Annotated in this window: 20 protein-coding genes; 4 read left to right on the top strand and 16 right to left on the bottom strand. The window is 69.7% G+C overall.

Going from position 1 to position 22,341, the window contains the following annotated elements:
• Window positions 1-46 precede the first annotated feature (46 nt).
• The 7 genes from ST3T6A_RS0116665 to gluQRS form a co-directional block, all read right to left on the bottom strand.
• Complete coding sequence (locus ST3T6A_RS0116665; RefSeq protein ID WP_019834093.1) at window positions 47-571, bottom strand: HIT family protein; 525 nt, start codon at window positions 569-571, stop codon at window positions 47-49.
• Window positions 571-1,440, bottom strand: coding sequence for a 3-hydroxyacyl-CoA dehydrogenase NAD-binding domain-containing protein (locus tag ST3T6A_RS0116670; RefSeq protein WP_019834094.1), 870 nt, complete (start codon window positions 1,438-1,440; stop codon window positions 571-573). The genes ST3T6A_RS0116665 and ST3T6A_RS0116670 overlap by 1 nt, the downstream gene beginning before the upstream one ends.
• A 62-nt stretch (window positions 1,441-1,502) precedes the next feature.
• Complete coding sequence (gene egtD / locus ST3T6A_RS0116675) at window positions 1,503-2,477, bottom strand: L-histidine N(alpha)-methyltransferase (protein WP_019834095.1); 975 nt, start codon at window positions 2,475-2,477, stop codon at window positions 1,503-1,505.
• 1 nt (window position 2,478) lies between these two features.
• Window positions 2,479-3,774 carry an ergothioneine biosynthesis protein EgtB gene (egtB, locus tag ST3T6A_RS0116680; protein WP_019834096.1) on the bottom strand — a complete coding sequence of 432 codons (1,296 nt, stop codon included), beginning with the start codon at window positions 3,772-3,774 and terminating at the stop codon, window positions 2,479-2,481.
• Window positions 3,775-3,851: 77 nt separating this feature from the next.
• Complete coding sequence (locus ST3T6A_RS0116685) at window positions 3,852-4,424, bottom strand: cob(I)yrinic acid a,c-diamide adenosyltransferase (protein ID WP_019834097.1); 573 nt, start codon at window positions 4,422-4,424, stop codon at window positions 3,852-3,854.
• A 13-nt stretch (window positions 4,425-4,437) separates the two neighbouring features.
• Window positions 4,438-4,677, bottom strand: a complete 240-nt coding sequence (locus tag ST3T6A_RS0116690) for an HIG1 domain-containing protein (RefSeq protein WP_019834098.1) — start codon at window positions 4,675-4,677, stop codon at window positions 4,438-4,440.
• Between the two features lie 42 nt (window positions 4,678-4,719).
• Window positions 4,720-5,601 carry a tRNA glutamyl-Q(34) synthetase GluQRS gene (gene gluQRS, locus ST3T6A_RS0116695; protein WP_019834099.1) on the bottom strand — a complete coding sequence of 294 codons (882 nt, stop codon included), beginning with the start codon at window positions 5,599-5,601 and terminating at the stop codon, window positions 4,720-4,722.
• Window positions 5,602-5,778: 177 nt separating this feature from the next.
• Here gluQRS and ST3T6A_RS0116700 point away from each other — a divergent pair, with 177 nt between their 5' ends.
• The gene (locus tag ST3T6A_RS0116700; RefSeq protein WP_019834100.1) at window positions 5,779-6,345 is read left to right on the top strand and encodes an HNH endonuclease; all 567 of its coding nucleotides are present in this window, start codon (window positions 5,779-5,781) and stop codon (window positions 6,343-6,345) included.
• An 85-nt stretch (window positions 6,346-6,430) separates the two neighbouring features.
• Complete coding sequence (gene ppc, locus ST3T6A_RS0116705; protein WP_019834101.1) at window positions 6,431-9,100, top strand: phosphoenolpyruvate carboxylase; 2,670 nt, start codon at window positions 6,431-6,433, stop codon at window positions 9,098-9,100.
• Here ppc and ST3T6A_RS0116710 read toward each other — a convergent pair.
• The 9 genes from ST3T6A_RS0116710 to ST3T6A_RS0116750 form a co-directional block, all read right to left on the bottom strand.
• Window positions 9,097-10,440 (bottom strand): sensor histidine kinase, encoded by a 1,344-nt coding sequence (locus ST3T6A_RS0116710; RefSeq protein WP_019834102.1) that lies wholly within the window; start codon window positions 10,438-10,440, stop codon window positions 9,097-9,099. The genes ppc and ST3T6A_RS0116710 overlap by 4 nt on opposite strands.
• On the bottom strand, window positions 10,433-11,155 hold the full coding sequence (locus tag ST3T6A_RS0116715) for a response regulator (protein ID WP_019834103.1): 723 nt from the start codon (window positions 11,153-11,155) through the stop codon (window positions 10,433-10,435). Before ST3T6A_RS0116715 ends, ST3T6A_RS0116710 begins: the two co-directional genes overlap by 8 nt.
• A complete protein-coding gene (locus ST3T6A_RS20465) occupies window positions 11,152-11,823 on the bottom strand; it encodes a hypothetical protein (protein ID WP_235785844.1) in 672 nt (223 codons plus the stop codon). Before ST3T6A_RS20465 ends, ST3T6A_RS0116715 begins: the two co-directional genes overlap by 4 nt.
• Complete coding sequence (locus ST3T6A_RS0116725) at window positions 11,820-13,034, bottom strand: ABC transporter permease (protein WP_026359811.1); 1,215 nt, start codon at window positions 13,032-13,034, stop codon at window positions 11,820-11,822. Before ST3T6A_RS0116725 ends, ST3T6A_RS20465 begins: the two co-directional genes overlap by 4 nt.
• Window positions 13,035-13,084: 50 nt before the next feature.
• Window positions 13,085-13,783 (bottom strand): ABC transporter ATP-binding protein, encoded by a 699-nt coding sequence (locus ST3T6A_RS0116730; RefSeq protein WP_019834106.1) that lies wholly within the window; start codon window positions 13,781-13,783, stop codon window positions 13,085-13,087.
• Between the two features lie 8 nt (window positions 13,784-13,791).
• Window positions 13,792-15,132, bottom strand: coding sequence for an efflux RND transporter periplasmic adaptor subunit (locus ST3T6A_RS20470; protein ID WP_019834107.1), 1,341 nt, complete (start codon window positions 15,130-15,132; stop codon window positions 13,792-13,794).
• Between the two features lies 1 nt (window position 15,133).
• A complete protein-coding gene (locus tag ST3T6A_RS0116740) occupies window positions 15,134-16,726 on the bottom strand; it encodes an efflux transporter outer membrane subunit (RefSeq protein ID WP_019834108.1) in 1,593 nt (530 codons plus the stop codon).
• Between the two features lie 105 nt (window positions 16,727-16,831).
• Window positions 16,832-17,518 carry an aspartate/glutamate racemase family protein gene (locus ST3T6A_RS0116745; RefSeq protein WP_019834109.1) on the bottom strand — a complete coding sequence of 229 codons (687 nt, stop codon included), beginning with the start codon at window positions 17,516-17,518 and terminating at the stop codon, window positions 16,832-16,834.
• Window positions 17,515-18,528: a D-cysteine desulfhydrase gene (locus tag ST3T6A_RS0116750; protein WP_019834110.1), complete on the bottom strand. Its 1,014-nt coding sequence runs from the start codon at window positions 18,526-18,528 to the stop codon at window positions 17,515-17,517. The genes ST3T6A_RS0116745 and ST3T6A_RS0116750 overlap by 4 nt, the downstream gene beginning before the upstream one ends.
• A 216-nt stretch (window positions 18,529-18,744) precedes the next feature.
• Between ST3T6A_RS0116750 and ST3T6A_RS0116755 the strand changes: the two genes are divergently transcribed.
• Together ST3T6A_RS0116755 and ST3T6A_RS20475 are read left to right on the top strand one after the other, a co-directional pair.
• On the top strand, window positions 18,745-21,249 hold the full coding sequence (locus ST3T6A_RS0116755; protein WP_026359812.1) for a DegT/DnrJ/EryC1/StrS family aminotransferase: 2,505 nt from the start codon (window positions 18,745-18,747) through the stop codon (window positions 21,247-21,249).
• Window positions 21,246-22,280, top strand: coding sequence for a glycosyltransferase family 2 protein (locus ST3T6A_RS20475; protein WP_019834112.1), 1,035 nt, complete (start codon window positions 21,246-21,248; stop codon window positions 22,278-22,280). The genes ST3T6A_RS0116755 and ST3T6A_RS20475 overlap by 4 nt, the downstream gene beginning before the upstream one ends.
• Window positions 22,281-22,341 lie beyond the last annotated feature (61 nt).

Below are 22,341 nucleotides of genomic sequence, written 5' to 3' on the forward strand. Positions count from 1 at the left end.
ACCCCGAGGAACCATAACATAGGCGGCACGACATGCCATGGCCTGCTCAGCGCATGGCGGACCGGATTTTCGTCGCAATCGCGGCCAGTTCCCTCGGATCGGCGGGCGGCTGCTTGTAGGAGGTCTGTGCGAGCGGCACGGTCTTCCACTGCGGCGTGACGTGCATGTGGAAGTGGAAGACGGTCTGCCCCGCCGCCTCGCCGCTGTTCTGGCGGATGAAGATGCCGTCGGGATGGAGCGCACGGGCCTCAGCCTTCGCCAGCCGCTGCGTCACCCGCATCAGATGGTCGAGCACGGGCGGGGGAATATCCATCAGGTTGCGGTAATGCCCCTTGGGGATCACCAGCAGGTCGCCGGTCGACAGCGGATGGATGTTCATGAAGGCGAGCACCTGCTTGTCTTCATACACCCGCGTCGCCGGCAGCCTGCCCGCGAGGATGCGCGCGAAGGCGTTGCCCCGGTCATAGGCGCCGGTGAGCCCCGTGGCGGAGCCCGGCGTGGTGCCGGGCGCCACCTCGGCCGCCGCAGGCGCGGCGAGCGCGAGCGCCGCCAGCGCAAGGAGCGCCCGCATCAGCGGGTCGGCACGGGCTCGGCGCCCGAATAGTCGTAGAAGCCGCGCTTCGTCTTGCGGCCGAGCCAGCCAGCCTCGACATATTTCACCAGCAGCGGCGCCGGGCGGAATTTGGGATCGCCGGTGCCGGTGAACAGCACCTTGGTGATCTCTAGGCAGGTATCGAGGCCGATGAAGTCCGCCAGCGTCAGCGGGCCCATCGGATGGTTGAGCCCGAGGCTCACCGCCGCATCGATGTCGCGGACATTCGCCACGCCCTCGCCCAGCGCGAAGATCGCCTCGTTGAGCATCGGCATCAGCACGCGGTTGACGATGAAGCCCGGCGCGTCGTTGGCGTGGACGACCTCCTTGCCCAAGGCCTTCGCGAACGCCTCGACGCGCGCCACCGTCTCGTCCGAGGTGGCGAGGCCGCGGATCAGCTCGATCGGCTTCATCACCGGCACGGGGTTGAAGAAATGCACGCCCATGAAGCGGCCGGCATCGGGCGCGGCCTGCGCGAGGCGGGTGATCGGGATCGACGAGGTGTTGGTGGCGAGGATCGCGTTCGGACCCATCCGCGCGCCGACCTCGGCGAAGATGGTGCGCTTGATCTCCTCGCGCTCGGTCGCCGCCTCGATGACGATGAAGGCGTCGCCGAAGGCGCCATAATGGTCGACCGTCTCGATCCGGGCGAGCGCAGCCTCGGCCTCCGCCGCCGTCACCTTGCCCTTCTCGACCGCCGAGCCGAGCCGCTTGGCGATGCCGGCCTTGCCCTTCTCGGCCAGCGCCACGTCGCGATCGGACAGCAGCACGCGGAAGCCCGACTGGGCCGCCACCTGCGCGATCCCCGCGCCCATCTGACCAGCCCCGATGACGCCGACGGTTTCCATGTGACTCTCCTTCAGGATCTTTCCGCCCGCCTAGCGGGGTTCGCGCCCGAAGGACAGGGGCGTCAGGGGGCCGTGCGCGGCGGCTTCACCTCGGCGAGCAGGATGGCGAAGCGATCCTGCGGATCGGTCCATTCCGCGATCGGTGCCCAGCCGCCGGCGGCCAGCAGCAGGCGCGCGCTGCGGCGATCATATTTGTGGCTGTTCTCGGTGTGGATCGTCTCGCCGCCCCGGATCGCGAAGCGATGGCCGGCGGCGGTGAAGCTCATGTCACGCACTGCTTCCAGATGCATCTCGATCCGCGCCTCGGGATCGTTCCACCGTGCGACGTGGCGGAAGGCCTCCACCGGAATGTCGCCATCCAGCTCGCGGTTGATGCGGTGAAGGAGGTTGAGGTTGAACGCCGCCGTCACCCCCTGCGCATCGTCATAGGCGGAGATCAGCGCCGCCTCGTCCTTCACCCGGTCCATGCCGATCAGCAGCATCGCGCCGACGCCCAGCGTCCCCGCCATCGCGCGCAGCAGGTCGACGGCGGTCGGAGCCGTCAGGTTGCCGACCGTCGATCCGGGAAAGAAGCCCAGCCGGGGTGCGTGGCCGATCGCCTCGGGTAGCGCGATCGGGTGCATGAAATCCGCCTCGATCGGATGGACCGGCAGGCCGGGGAAGCGCTCCGCCAGCGCGGCGGCGGATTCGCGCAGAAAGTCGCCCGAGATATCAATCGGCACATAAGAGGACGGCTGGACGGCGCCCAGCAGCAAAGGCGTCTTGGCCGACGATCCCGATCCGAACTCGACCACCGCGCGGCCGGGGCCGGCGAGCTTGGCCACGTCGCACGCATAGATCTCCAGCAGCGCGCGCTCGGTGCGGGTGGGGTAATATTCGGGGAGGTCGGTGATCTCCTCGAACAGCTCCGATCCGCGCCGGTCGTAGAACCAGCGCGCCGGGATCGCCTTGCGCGCGCCCGAGAGCCCCGCAATCACATCGGCGCGGAACGCGGGATCGACATCGGGCTTCGTTTCGCGTTCCGCTTCCAGCAGCATGTCAGAGATCCTTCGCGAGGCGGACGCCGGTGAACTGCCAGCGCTGATGGGGGTAGAAGAAGTTGCGGTAGCTGGCGCGGGCATGGCCGCGCGGGGTGGCGCAGCTCCCGCCCTTGAGCACGAACTGCCCGGACATGAACTTGCCATTATACTCGCCGACCGCCCCCGGCGCCGCGCGGAAGCCGGGATGGGCGAGATAGGCGGACGCGGTCCATTCCCAGACATCGCCGAACATCTGCCGGAGCCCCGCGCCGGGCGCGGCAGGCAGCGGGCGGATCGCACCCGGCCCATCAAGGAAGGTGCCGTGCGCGGGATCGAGCCCTTCCGCCGCCGTCTCCCACTCTGCCTCGGTGGGCAGCCGCGCGCCGGCCCAGCGGGCATAGGCGTCGGCCTCGTAATAGCTGATGTGGCGGACGGGCGCGGACGGGTCCATCGCGGTCAGCCCGTCGAGCCCGAAGCGGCGACCCCAGCCGTCCTCCTCGTCCCGCCGCCAGTGGAGTGGCGCCTCGATCCGGTTCTCGCGCACCCAGCCCCAGCCGTCCGACAGCCAGAGCGAGGCGGTGGCATAGCCGCCATCCTCGACGAAGGCGCGCCACTCGCCATTGGTGACGACGCGATCCGCCAGCGCATGAGGCGCAAGCCAGACGGTATGGCGCGGCCCCTCGCAGTCGAAGGCGAAGCCCTTGCCGTCATGGCCGACCTCTTGGCGTCCGGTGCGACCCTCGATCCAGCGGAGCGGTTCGGGCGCGGGGCTCGGCCGGCGCGGCTCGGCGGGCCAGAGCGCGGGCGCCAGCGGGTTCTGCGCGAAGAGGTGGAGGATGTCGGTGACCAGCAGCTCCTGATGCTGCTCCTCATGATGGCAGCCCAGCTCGACCAGAAGACGCGCCGCCTCGGGCAAATCGTCCCACGTCGCCGTGATCGCGGCATCGACATGCGCGCGATAGGCCCGCACCTCGTCGAGCGAGGGGCGCGTCAGCATTCCGCGCGAGGCGCGCGCGATCCGTTCGCCCTCGGCCTCGTAATAGCTGTTGAAGAGGAAGGGCCAGCTCGCGTCGAACGGCCGGTAGCCCGCCACATGGTCGCGCAGCACGAAGGTCTCGAAGAACCAGGTGACGTGCGCCAGATGCCATTTGGCGGGCGAGGCATCGGGCATCGACTGGGCGGTGGCGTCGGCATCGGAGAGCCTTTCCGCCAGCGCAAGCGTCAGCGCGCGGACGCGCCCGAAACGATCGAGGAGCCCCGATTCCCCTTTTGACGTGTCGCATGTCGGCGCGATCGCGTCGGCTCGTGCGGCCATCCTATCACTCCCGGATCAGGAAGATTAACGAGTTCGATCGCGTAAAGGTTGCGACGATGGGTCCGATTTCAAGGGCTTCAGCCCTCGCGCGTCGCACCCGGCTGCCAGAGGACGTCCCGCGCGCCGCCGTCGTTGAGCACGCGGCAGAGCGTGAAGAGATGGTCCGACAGGCGATTGAGATAGCGCAGCGCCAGCGGATTGAGCGGGTGAGCGACCGCCGCCGCCACCGCGCTCCGCTCCGCCCGGCGCACCGTCGCGCGGGCGACATGGAGATGCGCCGCGCCGGGGTCTCCGCCCGGCAGGACGAAGCTGCGCAGCGGCGCGAGGCCCTCGTTCATCGCGTCGATCTCGCGCTCCAGCCGCTCGATCTGGGAGGCCACGATGCGCAGCGTCATCTCGGTCGGGGCGAAATCCTCGCCGGGCGTCGCGAGATCGGCGCCGAGATCGAACAGCTCGTTCTGGATGCGGCCGAGCATCGCGTCCGCTTCACCGCCGACATGCAGGCGGGCGACGCCGATCGCCGAGTTCGCCTCATCGACATCGCCGATCGCGGCGAAGCGGGGATCATGCTTGGGCGCGCGCGAACCGTCGACGAGGCCCGTCTCGCCGCCGTCGCCGGTGCGCGTGTAGATCTTGTTGAGCTTCACCATGGCCGGGCGGCGATCAGCCGTGCGGATGGGCGAGGAGGAGCAGCAGCACCGCCGCGATCACCGCCAGCGCCTGGAACTGGATGCGCCGCCACATCATCTGGTTCTGCTTGAGGCTCGACTGGCTCGGCCCCTCCTGCGGATCGCGGCGCAGCTCCTCGTCGGTCGTGCGCAGGAAGGTGATGATCCCCCGCACCAGCGCGACCAGCGCGCCGATCGCGAACAGGATCACGAGGATGAACAGCACCGTCTGCATCCCCTCACCCTAGACCTGTTGACGCCCTTGGCAATCCTCTCTTCACAGACTGCCGAGCATCGCCCCGAAGCCGCGGGGCAGCCGCCCGGCCCTGAGCGTCCCGACCAGATCGGCAGGGTCCGCCCCCGCCTCGCGTAGGTCCGCCAGCGTGCGCGCGCCGGCCCGCTTGGCCAGCCTGCGCCCCTCCGCGTCGGCGAGCAGCGGGTGGTGGTGATAGCGCGGCGTCGGCAGGCCGAGCAGCGCCTGGAGCAGGCGATGGACATGCGTCGCCTCGAACAGGTCCAGCCCGCGCACCACGTCGGTCACGCCCTGCCACGCATCGTCGACGGTGACGGCGAGATGGTAGGAGGCGGGCGCATCCTTGCGCGCCAGCACCACGTCGCCGAAACTTTGAGGATCGGCCTCGATCATGCCGGCGGTGGCGTCATGCCAGCGCAAAGGCCCCGCGAACGCCGCCGCGCGCGCCATGTCGAGGCGCCATGCATGGGGCTCGGCCGCGATCCGCGTCCGCCGCGTCGCGGGATCGAGCGCGCGGCAGGTACCGGGATAGGCCGCCCCTTCCGGCCCATGCGGCGCCGTCGCCGCGGCCGCGATGTCGGCGCGCGTGCAGAAGCAGGGATAGAGCAGCCCCGCCGCGCCGAGCGCGCCCAGCGCCGCGCGGTACGCATCGAGCCGCGCCGACTGGCGCAGCACCGGTCCGTCCCATGTCAGCCCCAGCCAGCGCAGATCCTCCTCGATCCCCGCCACGAACGCCTCGCGCGAGCGACCGGGATCGATGTCTTCCATGCGCAGCAGGAAGCGCCCGCCCGTCGCGCGCGCCAGATCATGCGAACGCAATGCCGAATAAGCGTGTCCCGGATGCAACCGCCCGGTCGGGCTCGGTGCGAAGCGGGTGACGACGGCGCTGGCAGGGGTCAAATTCATCAAGCCGGCTCTTGACCGCGAGTCGTGAGACATGTTGTCATGCTCCGGTCACGCTGTTCGGGCATCCGATGCGCGACGAAGAGACGACGCAGTGCCCTTACCGGCAACGCGTCCTGAGTGCGACAGGGCATGAAGCTGGCTCGGGCGGGCGCCGCCGAGCGGAGGTCATGTCGTTCCATGTATCACCCCGATCTGATCCGGCACCCCGATGGATGCCCCACGCTGGTGCTCAACGCGGATTATACGCCGCTGAGCTATTATCCACTGTCGCTCTGGCCCTGGCAGACCGCCATCAAGGCCGTGTTCCTCGAACGGGTCGACATCGTCTCCCACTATGAGCGCGAGGTGCATTCGCCCAGCTTCTCGATGAAGCTGCCCTCGGTGATCGCGCTTCGGCAATTCGTGAAGCCGTCGGCCTATCCGGCGTTCACGCGCTTCAACCTGTTCCTGCGCGACAGCTTCGCCTGCCAATATTGCGGTTGCCGCCACGATCTGACGTTCGACCATGTCGTCCCCCGTGCACAAGGCGGCCGCACCACATGGGAGAATGTGGCCACCGCCTGCGCCCCATGCAACCTGCGCAAAGGCGGCCGCACGCCCCGGCAGGCGCACATGGAGCTGGCCAGCACGCCCGAACGGCCGACGAGCTGGGCGCTTCAGGAGAATGGCCGGCGCTTCCCGCCCAACTATCTCCACGATAGTTGGCACGACTGGCTCTATTGGGATGTGCCGCTGGAGGCATGATTTCAGAAAGATTCTGACAGATATCAGGGAATACAACGCAACAAAGCATTGACGCGACCGCTGCTGCGATGCAGCACCCCCCGCCATGGCCACGACCTTTCCCATCACGCAGAATCCTGATGTCCGTTTCCTCGGCAAGCTGCTGGGGGATGTGATCCGCGCGCATGGCGGCGACGCGCTGTTCCGGCGCATCGAATATATCCGCTCCGTCTCGGTGGACCGCGCGCGCGGCATCGCCGGCGCCGACGCGATCGACACCGGGCTCGACGCGCTGACGCTGGACGACACGCTGGCCTTCGTGCGCGGCTTCATGCTGTTCTCGATGCTCGCCAACCTCGCCGAGGACCGGCAGGGCGTCGCCGCCGAGCCCGACGCCGACGTGGCGCGCACGCTGACCCGTCTGGAGCGGCAGGGCATCGGCCGCGACAAGGTGCTGGCGCTGCTCGAGCATTCGCTGCTCGTCCCCGTGCTCACCGCGCACCCGACCGAAGTGCGCCGCAAGAGCATGATCGACCATCGCAACCACATCGCCGAGCTGATGCAGCTCAAGGATGCCGGCGCGCTCGAGACGGAAGACGGCGATCTGGTCGAGGAGGCGATCGTCCGCCAGATCGCGCTGCTCTGGCAGACGCGGACGCTGCGCCGCGAGCGCCTCTATGTGGTCGACGAGATCGATACGGCCCTCGCCTATCTGCGCGACGTGCTGCTGCCGACGCTGCCGGCCCTCTATGCGCGCTGGGACCGGGCGCTGGGCGAGCACACGCCCTCCTTCCTGCGGCTGGGCAACTGGATCGGCGGCGATCGCGACGGCAATCCCAATGTCGGCGCGGATTCGCTGAATCATGTCCTTGCCCGCTCGGCGGAAGCGGTGATCGGCCATTATCTCGACGAGATCCACGCGCTCGGTGCCGAGCTTTCGATCTCGACCGAGCTGGCGCCAGTGAGCGAGGCGCTGGTCGCGCTGGCCGATGCCGCGCACGATCCGGGCCGCGCCCGTGGCGACGAGCCCTATCGCCGCGCGCTCACCGGCATCTATGCGCGCCTGGCCGCCACCTATGCCGAAATTGTCGGCCATGCCCCGCCCCGCCCGGCGCGGGTGGAGGCGGAGGCCTATCCCGATCCGCAGGCGCTGCGCCACGATCTCTCGATCCTCGCCGAGGAGCTGGGCAGCGAAGGCGGCGGCGCGCTCGCCCGGCTGATCCGCGCGATCGACATCTTCGGCTTCCACCTGGCGACGCTCGACCTGCGCCAGAATGCCGATGTGCACGAGCGCGTCGTCGCCGAGCTGCTCAGGGTGTCGGGCGTCGAGGCCGACTATCTCGCGCTCGACGAGGCGGCGCGCGTCGCCCTTCTCCGCCGCGAGCTCGCCCATGCCCGCCCGCTGTCGAGCCCGTGGGGCGACTATTCGGACGAGACGCGCTCCGAGCTCGCCATCCTGCGCGCGGCTGCCGAGGCGCACCGGCGCTACGGCCCGGCCTCGATCGGCATCTACAACATCTCCAAGTCCGAGAGCGTGTCGGACATGCTGGAGGTCCACACGCTCCTCAAGGAGGTCGGCCTCTATCGCCCGGCCGCCAACGAGGGCGAGGCGCCCCATGCCGCGATCATGGCCGTCCCCCTGTTCGAGACGATCGGCGACCTTGAGAATGCCCCGAGCGTGATGGCCGACTGGCTCGCGCTTCCCGAGATTGCCCTCCTCACCCGCGCGCGCGGGCATCAGGAGGTGATGGTCGGCTATTCGGACTCCAACAAGGATGGCGGCTATCTCACCTCGGTCTGGTCACTGCATCAGGCGAGCCGGGCGCTGGCGCCGGTGTTCGCCAAGGCGGGCGTCCGCATGCAGCTTTTCCACGGCCGCGGCGGCGCGGTCGGGCGTGGCGGAGGCTCCTCCTTCGCGGCGATCCAGGCGCAGCCGCCGGGCACCGTCAACGGCCGCATCCGCATCACCGAGCAGGGCGAGGTGATCGCCGCCAAATATGGCACGCGCGATTCCGCCGCGGTGAATCTGGAGGCGATGGCGTCCGCCACCCTCCTCGCCTCGCTGGAGGCGCCCAAGCTGTCGAATGCGGACTATGAACGCTTCGCCGGCGCGATGGCGTCGATCTCGGACACGGCATTCAAGACCTATCGCGATCTCGTCTATGGCGACGACCGCTTCCGCACCTTCTTCCGCCAGATCACGCCGCTGCCCGAGATTTCCGGCCTCAAGATCGGCTCCCGCCCCGCCAGCCGCACCAAGTCGGACCGGATCGAGGATCTGCGCGCGATCCCGTGGGTCTTCTCCTGGGCGCAGGCGCGGATCATGCTGCCGGGCTGGTACGGCGTCGGGCGCGCGCTCAGCGACTTCCCCGACATGGGGCTGCTGCGCGAGATGCTGGAGGGCTGGCCCTTCCTCGCCGCCACGCTCGCCAACATGGAGATGGTGCTGGCGAAATCGGACATGAAGATCGCCGCCCACTATCTCCCGCTCGTCGAGGACAAGGCCGCGGGCGAGGCGATCTTCGGCCGCATCCGCGACGGCTGGGAACGCTCGCACGATGCGCTGCTGGCGGTCACGCGCCAGACGCGGCTGCTCGAGAAGCTCCCCGCGCTCGACAGCTCGATCCGCCTGCGCCTGCCCTATATCGAGCCGCTCAACCTCCTCCAGGTCGAGCTGCTCAAGCGCCACCGCGCCGGCGAGACCGATCCGCGCATCCGCGAAGGCATCGAGCTGTCGATCAACGCGATCGCGACGGCGCTGCGCAACAGCGGCTAAGCCGCGGCCGGAAGCTCCACCGTCACGGCCAGGCCGCCGCCGTCGCGATTGCCGGCCTGGATCGTGCCGCCATGCGCCTGCGCGATCGACCGCGCGATGGCGAGGCCGAGCCCCAGCCCGCCGGTCGAGCGGCTGCGCGACGGGTCGCGCCGCTCGAACGGCTCGAACATGCGCTCCAGCTCGTCCTCGGGGATGCCCGGCCCGCGATCCGCGACGGTCAGCCGCGCCCGATCGATATCGCGCTGGACGATCAGCTCGGCGCCGCCGCCATATTGCACGGCATTGTCGATGAGATTCTGGATCATCCGCTCCAACGCCGAGCGGTCCCCGTCCACCACCGCACGCTCGATCATCGCGATCGAGACCGGCGAACCCGTGTCGCTCGCCTCGCCCGCCAGCCGGCGCGCCAGCGCCGCGAGGTCGACGGGATGGCGCTCGCCCGTCCCCGCGTCACCGCGCAGGAAGCCGATCGTCGCGGTCACCATCTGGCGCATCTGCTCGATATCGGCCTGCACCGGCGTGCGGATCTTGTCCGGCGCGCCCTCGATGCGGAAGGCGATGCGCGCCATCGGCGTGCGCAGATCATGCGCGATGGCGCCGATCATCGCGGTACGCTCGCGCAAATGGGCGTGGAGGCGGGCGTGCATCTCGTTCAGCGCCTGCGCGGTCAGGCGCAGCTCCGACGGCCCCTCGACTGGCACGGGCGGCGCGTCGCGATCATGGCCCAGCCGCTCGACCGCCCCGACGAACCGGCGGATCGGCCGCGTCAGCCGCCGCGCGAACAGCCAGCCGAAGGGCAGCAGCGCCAGCGCCGTCAGCCCGAACCAGATCATCGTGCGCTGCTGCCACGCGGTGATGCCGGCCTTGGGCGGCGTCCTCAGCACGCGCCAGCCGCCTGCGGGATCGCGCTCGGCGGCTTCCACCGTGTTGAAGAAATAGGGCTGGCCGTGACGGATCGGCACGGCGCTGCTGCCCGGCTGGCGGGTGAAGGGGAAGACCTCCGACTGATCCGCCTCGAACAGCAGGCGGACATCGTCCACCGGCCGGCCGAGCTGATAGGCCAGCCGCGCGGTGATCGCGGGATCGGAAATCATGCCGCCTTCGGCCACAGGCTCGCTGTCGACATGGCGGACGGTCAGTTCGTGGACCGAGCCCGGCTCCAGCCGCAACCGTTCGGCGATCTCCGTCATGGTGTAGAAGTCCGGCCGCGGCGCCGGCAGATAGATGACCAGCAGGATCGAGATGATCTGCGCCATCACCAGCCCCGCCAGCAGCAGGACCAGCGTCTGCCAGAAGATCGGCAGCGCCCCGAAGCGCAGGCTGGGCCGCCCCTCAGCCATCCTCGGGCCTCAGCGCGAGCATATAGCCTTCGTTGCGGATGGTGCGGATCGGATCGCCCGGCCCGAGCTTCTTCCGCAGCCGGCTGATGGTGACGTCGATCGCGCGATCGAACACGTCGGCGTCGGAGCCCTTGGCCAGCTCGATCAGCGTGTCGCGCGAGAGGACTCGCTGCGGCCGGTCGAGGAAGGCGGTGAGCACCCGAAACTCCGCGTCGGTGAGCGGCGCGTCGGGATAGCCGGTGCGATAGAGGGTCCGTTCCACCAGATCGAGCGACCAGTCGCCGAAGCGCCGGCGCGGCGTGGCACCACCGCCCAGATCGGTCGTCACCTCGTCAGGGCGGGACGTCCGCCGCAGCAGCGCGCGCACGCGAGCGAGCAGCTCGCGGGGATTGCAGGGCTTGGCGAGATAGTCGTCCGCGCCGACTTCGAGGCCGACGATGCGGTCCACATCCTCGCCCATGGCGGAGAGCATGATGACGGGCGTGCGGTCCTTCCCCCGCATCCGCCTGAGCACAGAGAGGCCGTCCTCGCCCGGCATCATCAGGTCGAGGATCACGCAGTCGAAGCGCTGGCGGGCGAGCGCCGCGTCCATGCCTTCGGCGTCGGCGGCGGTCTCGACATCGATATGATGGTCGCGCAGGAAGCCGGCGATCAGGTCGCGCAGGTCGGCATCGTCGTCGACGACCAGCAGGCGGGGCGGGGTGAGGTCGTTCATCGCTTCTTCCTATCGGCCTCGGCGCGGCACGCGTCGATGTCCTTCTGCGCCGGCGAGCGGGGCAGTGTATCGTATGTCAGATAGCCGCGCCCCGTGGGATCGAGCAGCGGGAAGCGACGGGACGCCACCTCCGCCAGCTCGGCGCGCGACACGCCGCGATTGAGATCGAGGTCGGCCGAGACGATCGGCTGCGGGATGTTGAGCGACGCCCAGATCCCCGCGCCATAAGGCGCTTCATAATCGGCGCGCTGGCGGGCAGCGGCCTTGGCCTCGCGCTTCTGCTTGCCCGTGCGGGGGCGCTTGTCCTGCCCGCGCTGATAGAGCTTGATCTCGGGCGCGAGCTGATTCTCGTAGAAGGACATTTCCTCGGGATCGATCTCACCCGAACGATCGCGATCCAGCACGGTGAAATAGCGATCCGCGTCCGCCTGGAACTCGGCCAGCGTCAGCTTCCCGTCATGGTCGGCGTCGGCGGCGGTGAACCACGCCTTCATCGGATCGCTCTGCCCGTCGGTGCGGAAAGGCTGGCCCATCGGCGCGATATAGGCGCGCGCGAAGGGCGGACCGCAGCCGGCCGCAGCCCCCGTGACGACGATGTCGGACGGCGGCGGTGCTGGCGGCGGCGGAGTGTCCTGCACCGCCGCGAGCAGGGCGAGGAGCAGCATCATTCGTGGCGCAGCGCGTCGATCGGGTTGAGCGAGGCCGCCCGCCGCGCCGGGAAGTAACCGAACACCACCCCGATCAGCCCCGAGAAGACGAACGCCATCAGGTTGGTCCAGGGATCGAACACGAAGGGCACATGGAGCAGCCTGGCGAGCCCGATCGAGGCGAACAGCGCCAGCACCAGCCCGATCAGCCCGCCGATGCAGGAGAGTACCACCGCCTCGACGAGGAATTGCAGCATCACCTCGCGCGCCACCGCGCCGATGGCGAGGCGGATGCCGATCTCGCGGGTGCGCTCGGTGACGGAGACGAGCATGATGTTCATGATCCCGATCCCGCCGACCAGCAGCGAGATCGCCGCCACCGCGCTCACGATCGCGGTCAGCACGCCGGTGATGCCGGAAAGCGTGTCGGCGATCTGGCGGTTGTCGAACACGGTGAAGTCGTCGACCTTGCCGCCAAAGATATTCCGCCGCTCACGCATCAGCGCGGCGATGGATTGCTGGATATCGGCGCTGTCATAAGCGGGGTCCGCGGCCACGATGATCCCGCGAATCTCCTGATTTCCGGTGACGCGGCGCTGAACCGCCTTGATCGGCATCAGCACGGCATCGTCTTCGTCCTGATGAATGCCGCCGCCGCGACTGGCGAGGATGCCCACGACCTGGCACGCCATGTTCCCGAGCCGCAGCCAGGAACCAAGGGCGCGGCTCCCCTCCTCACCCTGGTAAAGCTTGTCCTTCACGGTCACCCCAAGGAGGCAAACCGTTTTTCCGGCCTCCTCTTCCTCCGGCGTGAAGGTGCGGCCATCCGTGACCGCCCATGATTCGACATCGAGATAGTCGTTGCTCGCTCCGGTAAGCGTCGTGGACCAGTTGGACGCGTTGTGGACGGCCGTGACGCTGGTCGTCACGACCGGCGCGACGCCAATGACGCCAGCCACCTGACCGCGGATTGCCGTGACATCCTCCGGCTTGAACGGGGCCGGCGCCTGTCCTCCGCCACCCCGGCTCGCTGCCCCTCCCGGCACGAGCGTCAGCAGATTGCTACCAAGGCTCGCCACCTGATCGTGCACCGACTTGGTCGCGCCATGGCCGAGCGTCACCATCGTTACCACCGCGAACACGCCGATGACGATGCCGAGCACGGTCAGGAACGACCGCATCAGATGCCGCCGGATCGCCCGGATCGCGAGCAGCATCGTGGTGCCGAGCAGCCGCGTCGAGGAGATATGGCCCGGCGGCGGCGGGGCGTCCTGATCGAAGCTCATGCCGCCGCCTTCCGCTCGACTGTCTCGACGAGGCCGTCGCGGAAATGGACGATGGTGCGCGCGTAAGAGGCCATTTCCGCCTCGTGCGTCACCATCAGCACGGTGATGCCGCTCTCGCGGTTGAGCTTGGTGAGCAGCTCCATGATCTCGATCGAGCGCTCGCTGTCGAGATTGCCGGTCGGCTCGTCGGCGAGCAGCACGTCGGGCTTGGTGACGATCGCCCGCGCGATGGCGACGCGCTGCTGCTGGCCGCCGGAGAGTTCGGCGGGCGTATGCTTGGCCCAGTCGGCGAGCCCGACCTGCTCCAGCGCCGCCATCGCAGCGGCGTGGCGCGTCCAGCGGTCCTCGCCGCGATAGAGGAGCGGCAGCTCGACATTCTCCAGCGCGGTGGTGCGCGCGAGCAGGTTGAAGCCCTGGAACACGAAGCCAAGATAGCGCCGCCGCAGCAGTGCCCGCTCATCGCGCCCGAGGCTCTCAACATGGTGGCCGCGGAACAGGAAATGTCCCGTCGTCGGCACGTCGAGACAGCCGAGGATGTTCATCGTCGTCGACTTGCCCGAGCCCGACGGGCCCATCACCGCCATGAAGTCGCCCGCCTCGACATCGAGGTCGACGCCCTTCAGCGCCTGAAACGCCGCCGCCCCCGCGCCGAAGCGCTTGGTGACGCCGCTCAGCCGGATCAGCGGTTGGGTCACAGGCCCGCTCACTTGCCCTTCTGGGCGAGGCGGCCGGTGATGACGGCCATCCCCGGCTTGAGGTCCGCGCCGGTGACGGCGGTGAGCGTGCCGTTGCTGCTGCCGACCGTCACGCGGATCGCCTTGGGATCGCCCTTGCCGTCGAGGGTATAGACGGTCTGCTGGCTGCCCCGGCCGATGTCGGCGGTCTTCTCCTGACCTGCCACGCCGAAGCCGCTGTTACCGCGCTTGGGCCCGCCGAGCTGGAACGGGCCGCCGCCGCCGCTCGTCCAGCCCTCGGGCGTGAAGCGCAGCGCCGCGTTCGGCACCAGCATGGCGTTATGCAGCGTCTTGGTGAGGATCGCCGCAGTCGCCGTCATGCCGGGGCGAAGCAGCGTCTCGGGGTTCGCGACGGTCAGTGAGGCGGTGTAGGCGACCACCGTGCTCGTCGAATTGGTGGTGGTGCCGGCGCTGTTGACCGTCGGCGTGGCGTTGGCACCCAGGTCGATGCGCGTCACCCGGCCGAGGAAGGTGCGGCCCGGATAGGCGTCCACGGTGAAGTTCGCCGGATCGCCGACCGCGACCTCGCCGACGTCCGCCTCGTCGACCTTCACGTCGAGCTTCATCTGGGTGAGGTCTTCGGCGATCGTGAACAAAGTCGCGACGTTGAACTGCGCGGCCACCGTCTGCCCCGGCTCGACCTGCCGCGACAGCACCACGCCGTCGACCGGCGAATAGATCGTCGCCTTGGCGAGGTTGGTCTGGTTGGTCGAGACCTCGGCCTTGGACTGCGCCACCTGCGCCTCGGCCGACTTCAGGTTCGCCACCGCCCGCGCATAGTCGCCCCGCGCGGTGTCCATCTCGGTCGCGGATGGCACCTTGCCGCCCGAGAGGCGGGCGACCTCCTGATAGCGCTTCAGCGTCGCGCCCGACTGATCCACCGTCGCCTGATTCTGGAGCACCGCCGCCTGCGAGGCGAGGAGCTGCGCCTGACTCTGCACCAGCGCGTCTTTCAGACGCGAGGTGTCCAGCCGGGCGAGCGGTTCGCCCTTGGTGACATGATCGTTGTTCTGGACGAACACGTCGGTGACGATGCCGGACTCCTCCGAGCCGACATTGATCTGCTTGGTCGGCGTGAGGTTGCCCGTCGCCGAGACGGTGACGGCGAGGTCGCCCTGCTTCGCCGGCACGGTCGAGTAATGCGGCCGCTCCTTCGCGCTCGATACGCAGCGGATGACGAGCAGCAGCACCAGCACCACGCCCACCACAATGGCGGCACGGCGCGCGATGCGGCGGCCCTTGTGCTGGCCCTCCACGCCGAGGAAGCTGTCCAGATCGGTGTCGGCGGGCGCCGCGTTGGTTTGATCCACGTCAGGGCCTTTCGGAAGGGCGGATGGCGGTGGTCTTGATCGGGGCCGGGGTCGCATTGGCGTCCGGCAGCTCGATCGCCGCGGGGGTATAAGGAAGCGCGCTCGCCGGCATAGGGGCGGCCTGCCAGCCGCCACCGAGCGCCTTGTAGAGCTGGACGAGCGCGGTCGCCCGGTCGGCGCGCGCCTGCGCGAGGCTGTCCTGGCTGGAGAGCAGGGTCCGCTCGGAATCGAGCAGGGTCTGGAAATCGATCAGGCCGGCGCGATACTGGCTCTGCGCGAAGACATAGGCCGCGTGCGAATCCTCGACCGCCTCATCGAGCGTCACCACCCGGCGGCGGCTGTTGGCGAGCGAAACCAGCGCGTTCTCGACGTCCGAGAGCGCGGTCAGCACCGCCGTGCGATATTGCGCGAGCGCGAGATCGGCGCCGCCGCGCGCATTCTCGATCTGGGCGCGGATCGCCCCGCCGTCGAAGATCGGCGCGGTGACGGCCGCCAGCAAGGTGCCGGTCGAGAACCGGCTGATATCGCTGATCCGCGTGCCGTTGCCGCCGAGCGAGCCGGTGAGCCGGAGCGCGGGATAGAGCTGCGCCTTGGCGACGCCGATCCGGGCGGTCGCGGCGGCGAGCGTGCGTTCGGCGGCGCGGACGTCGGGCCGCTGGGCAAGGATCGCGGCGGGCACGTCGGCCCCCAGCGCGCGATCCGCCACCGGCACGGGGCGCGGCGGCTGCAATTCGTCGGTGACGGCGCCGGGCGCCTGACCGATCAGGATCGAGAGCGCGTTCGCCGACTGGGCGAGGCTCGTCTCCAGCGAGGGGACGGTCGCGGCGGTCTGCTCGCGCTGGGCGCGCGCCTGCGCGAGGTCGAGGCTGGAGACCAGCCCCGCCTTCACCCGCCATTCGACGAGCTGCACGGTCTCATTCTGACTCTTCAGGTTGGAGCGCGCGATCGCCAGCCGCTCCTGCGCCGAGCGCGCGTCGACATAGTTGAGCGCCACTTCGGCGACGATGCTGCGCTGGGTGTCGCGGAGCTGCTCGGCGGCGCTGGCGTAATCGCCCTTGGCCGCCTCGACCGAGCGGCGCACGCCGCCGAACAGATCAACCTCGTAGGAGGCGTCGAGCCCGGCGCTGAACTGATCGGAATCGCCGCCGGTCGCAAAGGAGGTGGTACCGCCGCCGGGATTGGTGATGAGCCCCGCGCTCCCCTTGCCGAGCACCGACGTGTGGCCGACCGAGGCATTGCCCGATATCGACGGGAAGAGCGACGCCCGCGCCCCCTTGTAGCTCGCCCGCGCCTGCCGGAGCCGCGCGCCGGCGGCCGAGATATCCGGATTGGCGGCGAGCGCCTGCGTCACGAGGCTGTCGAGCACCGGGTCGCCAAGCGACGCCCACCAGGTCGCCAGCTCCTGCTCGCCGGGCGCCACAGCGCCGGCGGGGATGGTCGTCGAGAAACGATAGGGCACGCCGAGCCTCGTCGCCGATGGCGCGTGATAATCGGGGCCGACAGCGCATCCCGACAGGGCAAGCGACAGCGCGGCCGCGGCGATGCCCGCCGCGCCCCGTCCTGTCTTCCCCCCATTCCCTCCGGCAACCGCCATGTCGGCTCTGTTCACCCCATGTCTTGCTTGGCGATGTCGGCGCTGCAACGTCGACCCCGCCAGTGATAGCGTTGCATCTCGCGAATGCGAAAGCCCCGATGCGGATCAGTCGGCGGCGAGATGAACCAGTTTCGCCACCAATACCGCCGTGCTGTCGACGAGCGGGACCGGACTCTGCTCAGGCCGGAGCAGCAGCGGCACCTCGGTGCAGGCCGCGACGATCAGCTCGGCCCCCCGTGCCGCCAGCGCTTCCGCCTGCGCCGCCATCCCGGCCTGCGCGGCCGTGCCCGTCTCGCCGGCTTTGACGCCGTAGATCAGCGCCATGAAGCCGGGCTGGTCCCCGCTGGTCAGCACCTCGTAGCCGGCCCGGCCGAGCGGCTCCTGATAGAGCCCGGCACCGAGGCACGCGTCCGCCGCCAGCAGGCCGACCCTGCGCAGACCCGGATGATCGCGCCCGATCGCCTCCGCCGTCGCGTCGATCATCGAGACGAGCGGAATGGAGGTCGCCGCGCGAATCTCCCCGGCCCAAGCGTGGGCGGAGTTGCAGGCGATGGCGAGCATGTCCGCCCCCTGCGCCTCCAGCCCCCGTGCCATGGCGGCGAGCGGAGGCCCCGGCGACGGCCCCTCGCCCGCGATCGCGCGGTTACGGTCCGGCACCGCCGGATTGCTGTCGACCAGCAGGCGGAGATGGCCGGCATCGCCCCCCGCAGGCGTCGCCGCGATGATCCGCGCCATCAGGTCGACGGTCGCCGCCGGCCCCATGCCGCCGAGGATGCCGATCGCACGGCTCACGCGAGCGGCACGCCCTTGGCCAGCGTCGGGCGATAGGCATAGAGCGCGGGCGATCCGCCGGTGTGGACGAAGAGGATATTCTCGCTTTTCTTCCAGCGGCCCTCGCGGACCTGACCGATCAACCCGGCCATCGCCTTGCCCGTATAGACCGGATCGAGCAGCACGCCCTCCAGGCCCGCCAGCATCCTGACCGCCTCGACCATCGTGTCGGTGGGGATGGCATAGCCCTCGCCCACCCAGCGATCGTCGACGCGGACGGTGCCGGCGACCACCGAGGAATCATGGCCAAGCAGCTCGGCCGTCCGCACCGCCAGACCTTCGACCAGCGCGGTCTGCTCGGGCACGGCGCGGCGGACGCTGACGCCGGTCAGCGGCATTTGCGAGCGCGCCGCCTCCAGCCCGACGAGCAGGCCGGCATGAGTCCCCGCGCTGCCGCTGGCGCACACCACCGCGTCGAACGCCACGCCCATGTCCGCCGACTGCGCCACAATCTCACCCGCGCAGGCCACATAGCCGAGCGCGCCCAGCGGATTGGAGCCGCCGCCGGGGATGACATAAGGCTTGCGGCCCTCCGCCTTCAGCCCTTCCGCGATCCGCGCCATGCCGGCAGCGAGATCGGTGCCGGCGGGCACCACCTCGATCGATTCCACGCCGAGCAGATCGAACAGGAAATGATTGCCGGTCGCGTCCTGAGCGAAGCTGCCGGGGATGCGCTCCTCGATCAGCAGGCGGCATTTCAGCCCCTCCTTCACTGCGGCAGCCGCGGTCAGCCGGCAGTGATTCGATTGCGGCGCGCCGGTGGTGACCAGCGTGTCGGCGCCCTGCGCCAGCGCGTCCGCGACGAGGAACTCCAGCTTGCGCGTCTTGTTGCCGCCCGCCGACAGGCCGAGCTGGTCGTCGCGCTTGATCCAGATCGTCGGCCCGCCGAGCGCTTCGCTCAGCCGGTCCAGTCGTTCGATCGCAGTCATTCCGGCTGTGTAACGGCGGCGGGGAAAGCGGGCGATGCTCATGCGATGCTCCGAGAGAAACCGGGTTTTGCAACGGCATGACGCGCATGTCCGCGATCGGCAAGCCCGCCCTATCCTTTTACGGGGGTGATTTTACCCCCCCGAAACGGGACAGCATACACGCTTCCTTAGGAGGCTTACGAAGATGATACCGATGATGTCGGCTGGCGGATGCCCGGTTACGCCGATTCCATCATCCTATTCTTGCGGACTGACGCCATGGACCTGCCCCTGATCCGGCCCAACCCTCCGAAGCTCAGCCAGCTCACCGCCGGGCTGGAGGCGATCGAGGCCTCGGGCACCTTCAGCAACAACGGCCCTGTCGCGCGCCGCTTCGAGCGCGAGGCGACCGAGGTGCTGTTCGGCGGACGCGGCGCCTGCCTCGCGGTCGCCAACGCCACGCTGGGGCTGATGCTGGCGCTGCGTCTCGCGCGGATCGGGCAGGAGGAGGATCGCCAACTCGCGCTCGTCCCCGCCTTCACCTTCGCCGCTACGGGCCATGCCGCGATCTGGGCCGGGCTCACCCCCCTGCTCGCCGATTGCGACCCGGACGACTGGGCGCTCTGCCCGCGCGCCGAGGAGCGGCTGCTCGCCGAGCATGGCCGCCGCATCTCGGCGATCATGCCCTATGCCACGTTCGGCAACTCGATCGACCTCGAACGCTATGCATGGCTGTCGCGCCGGCATGACGTCGCCATCGTGGTGGATGCCGCCGCCTCGCTCGGCTCGCTCGACGCGGAGGGGCGCGGCTTCGGCACCGACTGCCCCTTCCCGGTCGTCTATTCGATGCACGCGACCAAGACCTTCTCGACCTCCGAGGGCGGCCTCATCCATTGTTCGGACCCTGCCACCATCGAGAAGCTGCGCGCCATGGCCAATTTCGGCTTCGAGGCAGGCCGCGCCGCCACGCTGCCGGGGATCAACGCCAAGCTCGCCGAAGTCTCCGCGCTGATCGCCGAGGCCAAGCTCGGCGAGATCGGCCGCATCGCCGCCCACCGCGAGGCGCTGGCCGAGCGTTATCGCGAACGCCTCGTCGCCTTCTCGCTCCAGAAGCCGCGGGGCCATGCGCAGGCGATGCAGTTCATGGCGGTGCTGCTGCCCCGTGCGCTTGCGCCGCACCGCGCCCGCATCATCGCCATGCTGGCCGAGCAGGGCATCGGCGCCGGCACCTATTTCAGCCCGCATCTGGGCGAGCAGCCTTATTTCCGCGAGGCCTGCGTGCTCGACGCGCTGCCCGTCACCGACGATATCGCGGCGCGGATGCTCGTCCTCCCCGTCACCGACAATATGACGATGGCGGACGTCGATCGCGTGTCGGACGCGCTGATCGCGATCTGCGACACGCTGCCCCGCACACTGCCCACCACCGTCGCCGCGACGCCGCGCGACCGCGTGCTCGGCGCTGTGGTGGTCGGCGGCGGGCCGGGCGGCACGGCTTTGCTCTGCGCGGCGGGCAAGGCGGGGCGGCTCGACGCGCTGGCGCGGGCCGGCATCGCCATCCTCGACCGGGGCACGGCGATCGGCGCGGGCGAACTCGGCCGCTACGCCATCACCTCGGACAGCACGGCCGAGACCTTCCTCACCGCCGACAATGCACTGCCCGTCGGCCTCGGCATCGCGGAGGAGGCGGTCGGCCGCGCCATTGCCGAGCATAAGGGCGCGCTCGGCGTGCCGTTGCCCAAGGTCGGCGCCTATCTCGACCGGCTCGGCACGGTGCTCGCGCAGCGGCTCGCCGCGCTCGGGGGCGACATCCTCACCGGCCACGAAGTCGTCTCGGCGCAACAGACGGCCGACGGCCTGTGGCGCACCCGCGCGCGCCGCGTCGCCGACGGCGGATCGATCGAGCTGCTCTCGCGCAGCCTCATCGTCGCGACCGGCGGGCATCAGCCGCCGATCCGGCTGGTCGAGCAGAAGGTCGCCGGCGCCTCGCTGGTCGAGCGCTGCGGCGACCGGCTGATCCAGTCCGGCACGCTGCTCGCCGAGGGCGGCCTCGAAGCCATCCGTGAGCGTCTGCCGCAGGATCGCCCGGTGCGCATCGCCATCGTCGGCGGATCGACCAGCGCGGTGACGGCCGCCGTCCGCCTGCTGAAGGCGAACCCCGCGCTGTCGCTGGGCCCGCAATCGGTGACGCTGCTGCACCGCCGGCCGCTGCGCCCCTTCTATCCGTCCGCCGAATCCGCGCGGGCGGACGGCTACAGCGATTTCGGCCCGGACGACATCTGCCCGATCTCGGGCTTCGTCTATCGCCTCGGCGGCTTCCGGCTGGAGGCGCGAGAGGCGGTGATCCATGCCCTCGGCATCGGCGGGCGCATCGGCGATCCGCGCCTGCGTCTCCACCAGCTCGCGGGCGAGGATGACGCGGCCGCCGCCGGCATTCTCGACGAAGCCGATCTGGTGGTGGCCGCGCTCGGCTACCAGCCGCACGCGCTGCCGCTGATCGACGCGCGCGGCCGCGCGATCCGCCTGCGCTGCGAAGGGCCGGTGCGCGGGCCGATGGTCGACGATCTCTGCCGCGTGGTGGATACCGACGCGATGCCCGTGCCCGGCGTCTACGGCATTGGCCTCGCAGCGGGCTTCGTGCCGCGCGGCAAGCTCGGCGGCGAGGCGAGCTTCCGGGGGCAGGCCAACGGGCTGTGGCTGTGGCAGAATGACGTCGGCCAGCTTATCGTCGACCAGATCCTGTCGTCTTGTCCGGCCTATGCCGCGGAGCGTGCCCTGGGATGAGTCTCGAACATCCGGCGGTCAGCGTCGTCATGGCCGCCTATAACGGCGCGGCGTTCATTCGCGAGACGATCGACAGCCTCTTCGCCCAAACCATGACGGACTTCGAGATCGTCGTCGTCGACGACCGCTCGAAGGACGACACGCTGGTGGTGCTGGCGGCGATCGGCGATCCGCGCCTGCGCGTCTTCCAGGCCGAGGAGAATGGCGGCCCCGCCGTCGCGCGGACCATCGCCATGGGCCATGCGCGCGGACGCTTCATCGCCGGGCTCGATCAGGACGATCTCTGCCGCCCCGATCGCTTCGCGGTGCAGCTCGCCTATCTGGCGGCGCATCCCGATATCGTTCTGGTCGGCTCCGCGATCGAGCCGTTCGACGGCGAGCGCGTGCGTTCCGGCCCCTTCCCCGATCTCGTCGAGCCCGCGCGGATCGACTGGATGATGACGATGCTCAATCCCATCGCCTGGTCGACCGTGATGATGCGGGGCGAGGCGGCGCGGGCGCTCGATCCGTTCGAGCGCGACGACTATCGCTTCGCCGAGGATTTCGATCTCTATCGCCGCATCCGCGCGCAGGGCCGCATCGGGCGCATCGCCGAGCCGCTGGTCCGCTATCGCCTCCACCCCGGCGGCGCGTCGCAGCGCCATGAGGAAGGGATGATCGCCTCGGCCGCACGGGTGCTGCTCGAACGCTATCAGGCGCTGTTCGGGGATGGCGCGCTCGACGCCGCGCTGCTGATGAGCCGCTACGCCAGCGCGCGCCACGCCCCGCCCGACGCGCTGGTGCTCCGGCGTTGCGGCGCGGTGATGGAGCATCTGCTCGCGACGCAGGACGCGCTGCCGGCCGAGGAAGCCCTGGAAAGCGCCTCGCGGCTCTGGTGGCGGATGGCACGGACCGGCCTGCGCGCGGGCAGTTACGGCTTGCCGGCACTGCTGCGTGCGCAACCAGGCTTCGCGCGAGTGCGCGACGCGCGCGGACGCTCGATCGGAGATGCGGCGATCGGCGCGGCCCGGATGCTCCGCCGACGCCCCTGAGCGGGCATGCGAAAAACACGTCGGACGGCAATCGCCGGGCGCTTGGATGACCACCGTGGAG

The sequence above is a fragment of the Sphingomonas sp. PR090111-T3T-6A genome, assembly GCF_000383095.1.
Classification (GTDB): domain Bacteria; phylum Pseudomonadota; class Alphaproteobacteria; order Sphingomonadales; family Sphingomonadaceae; genus Solisphingomonas.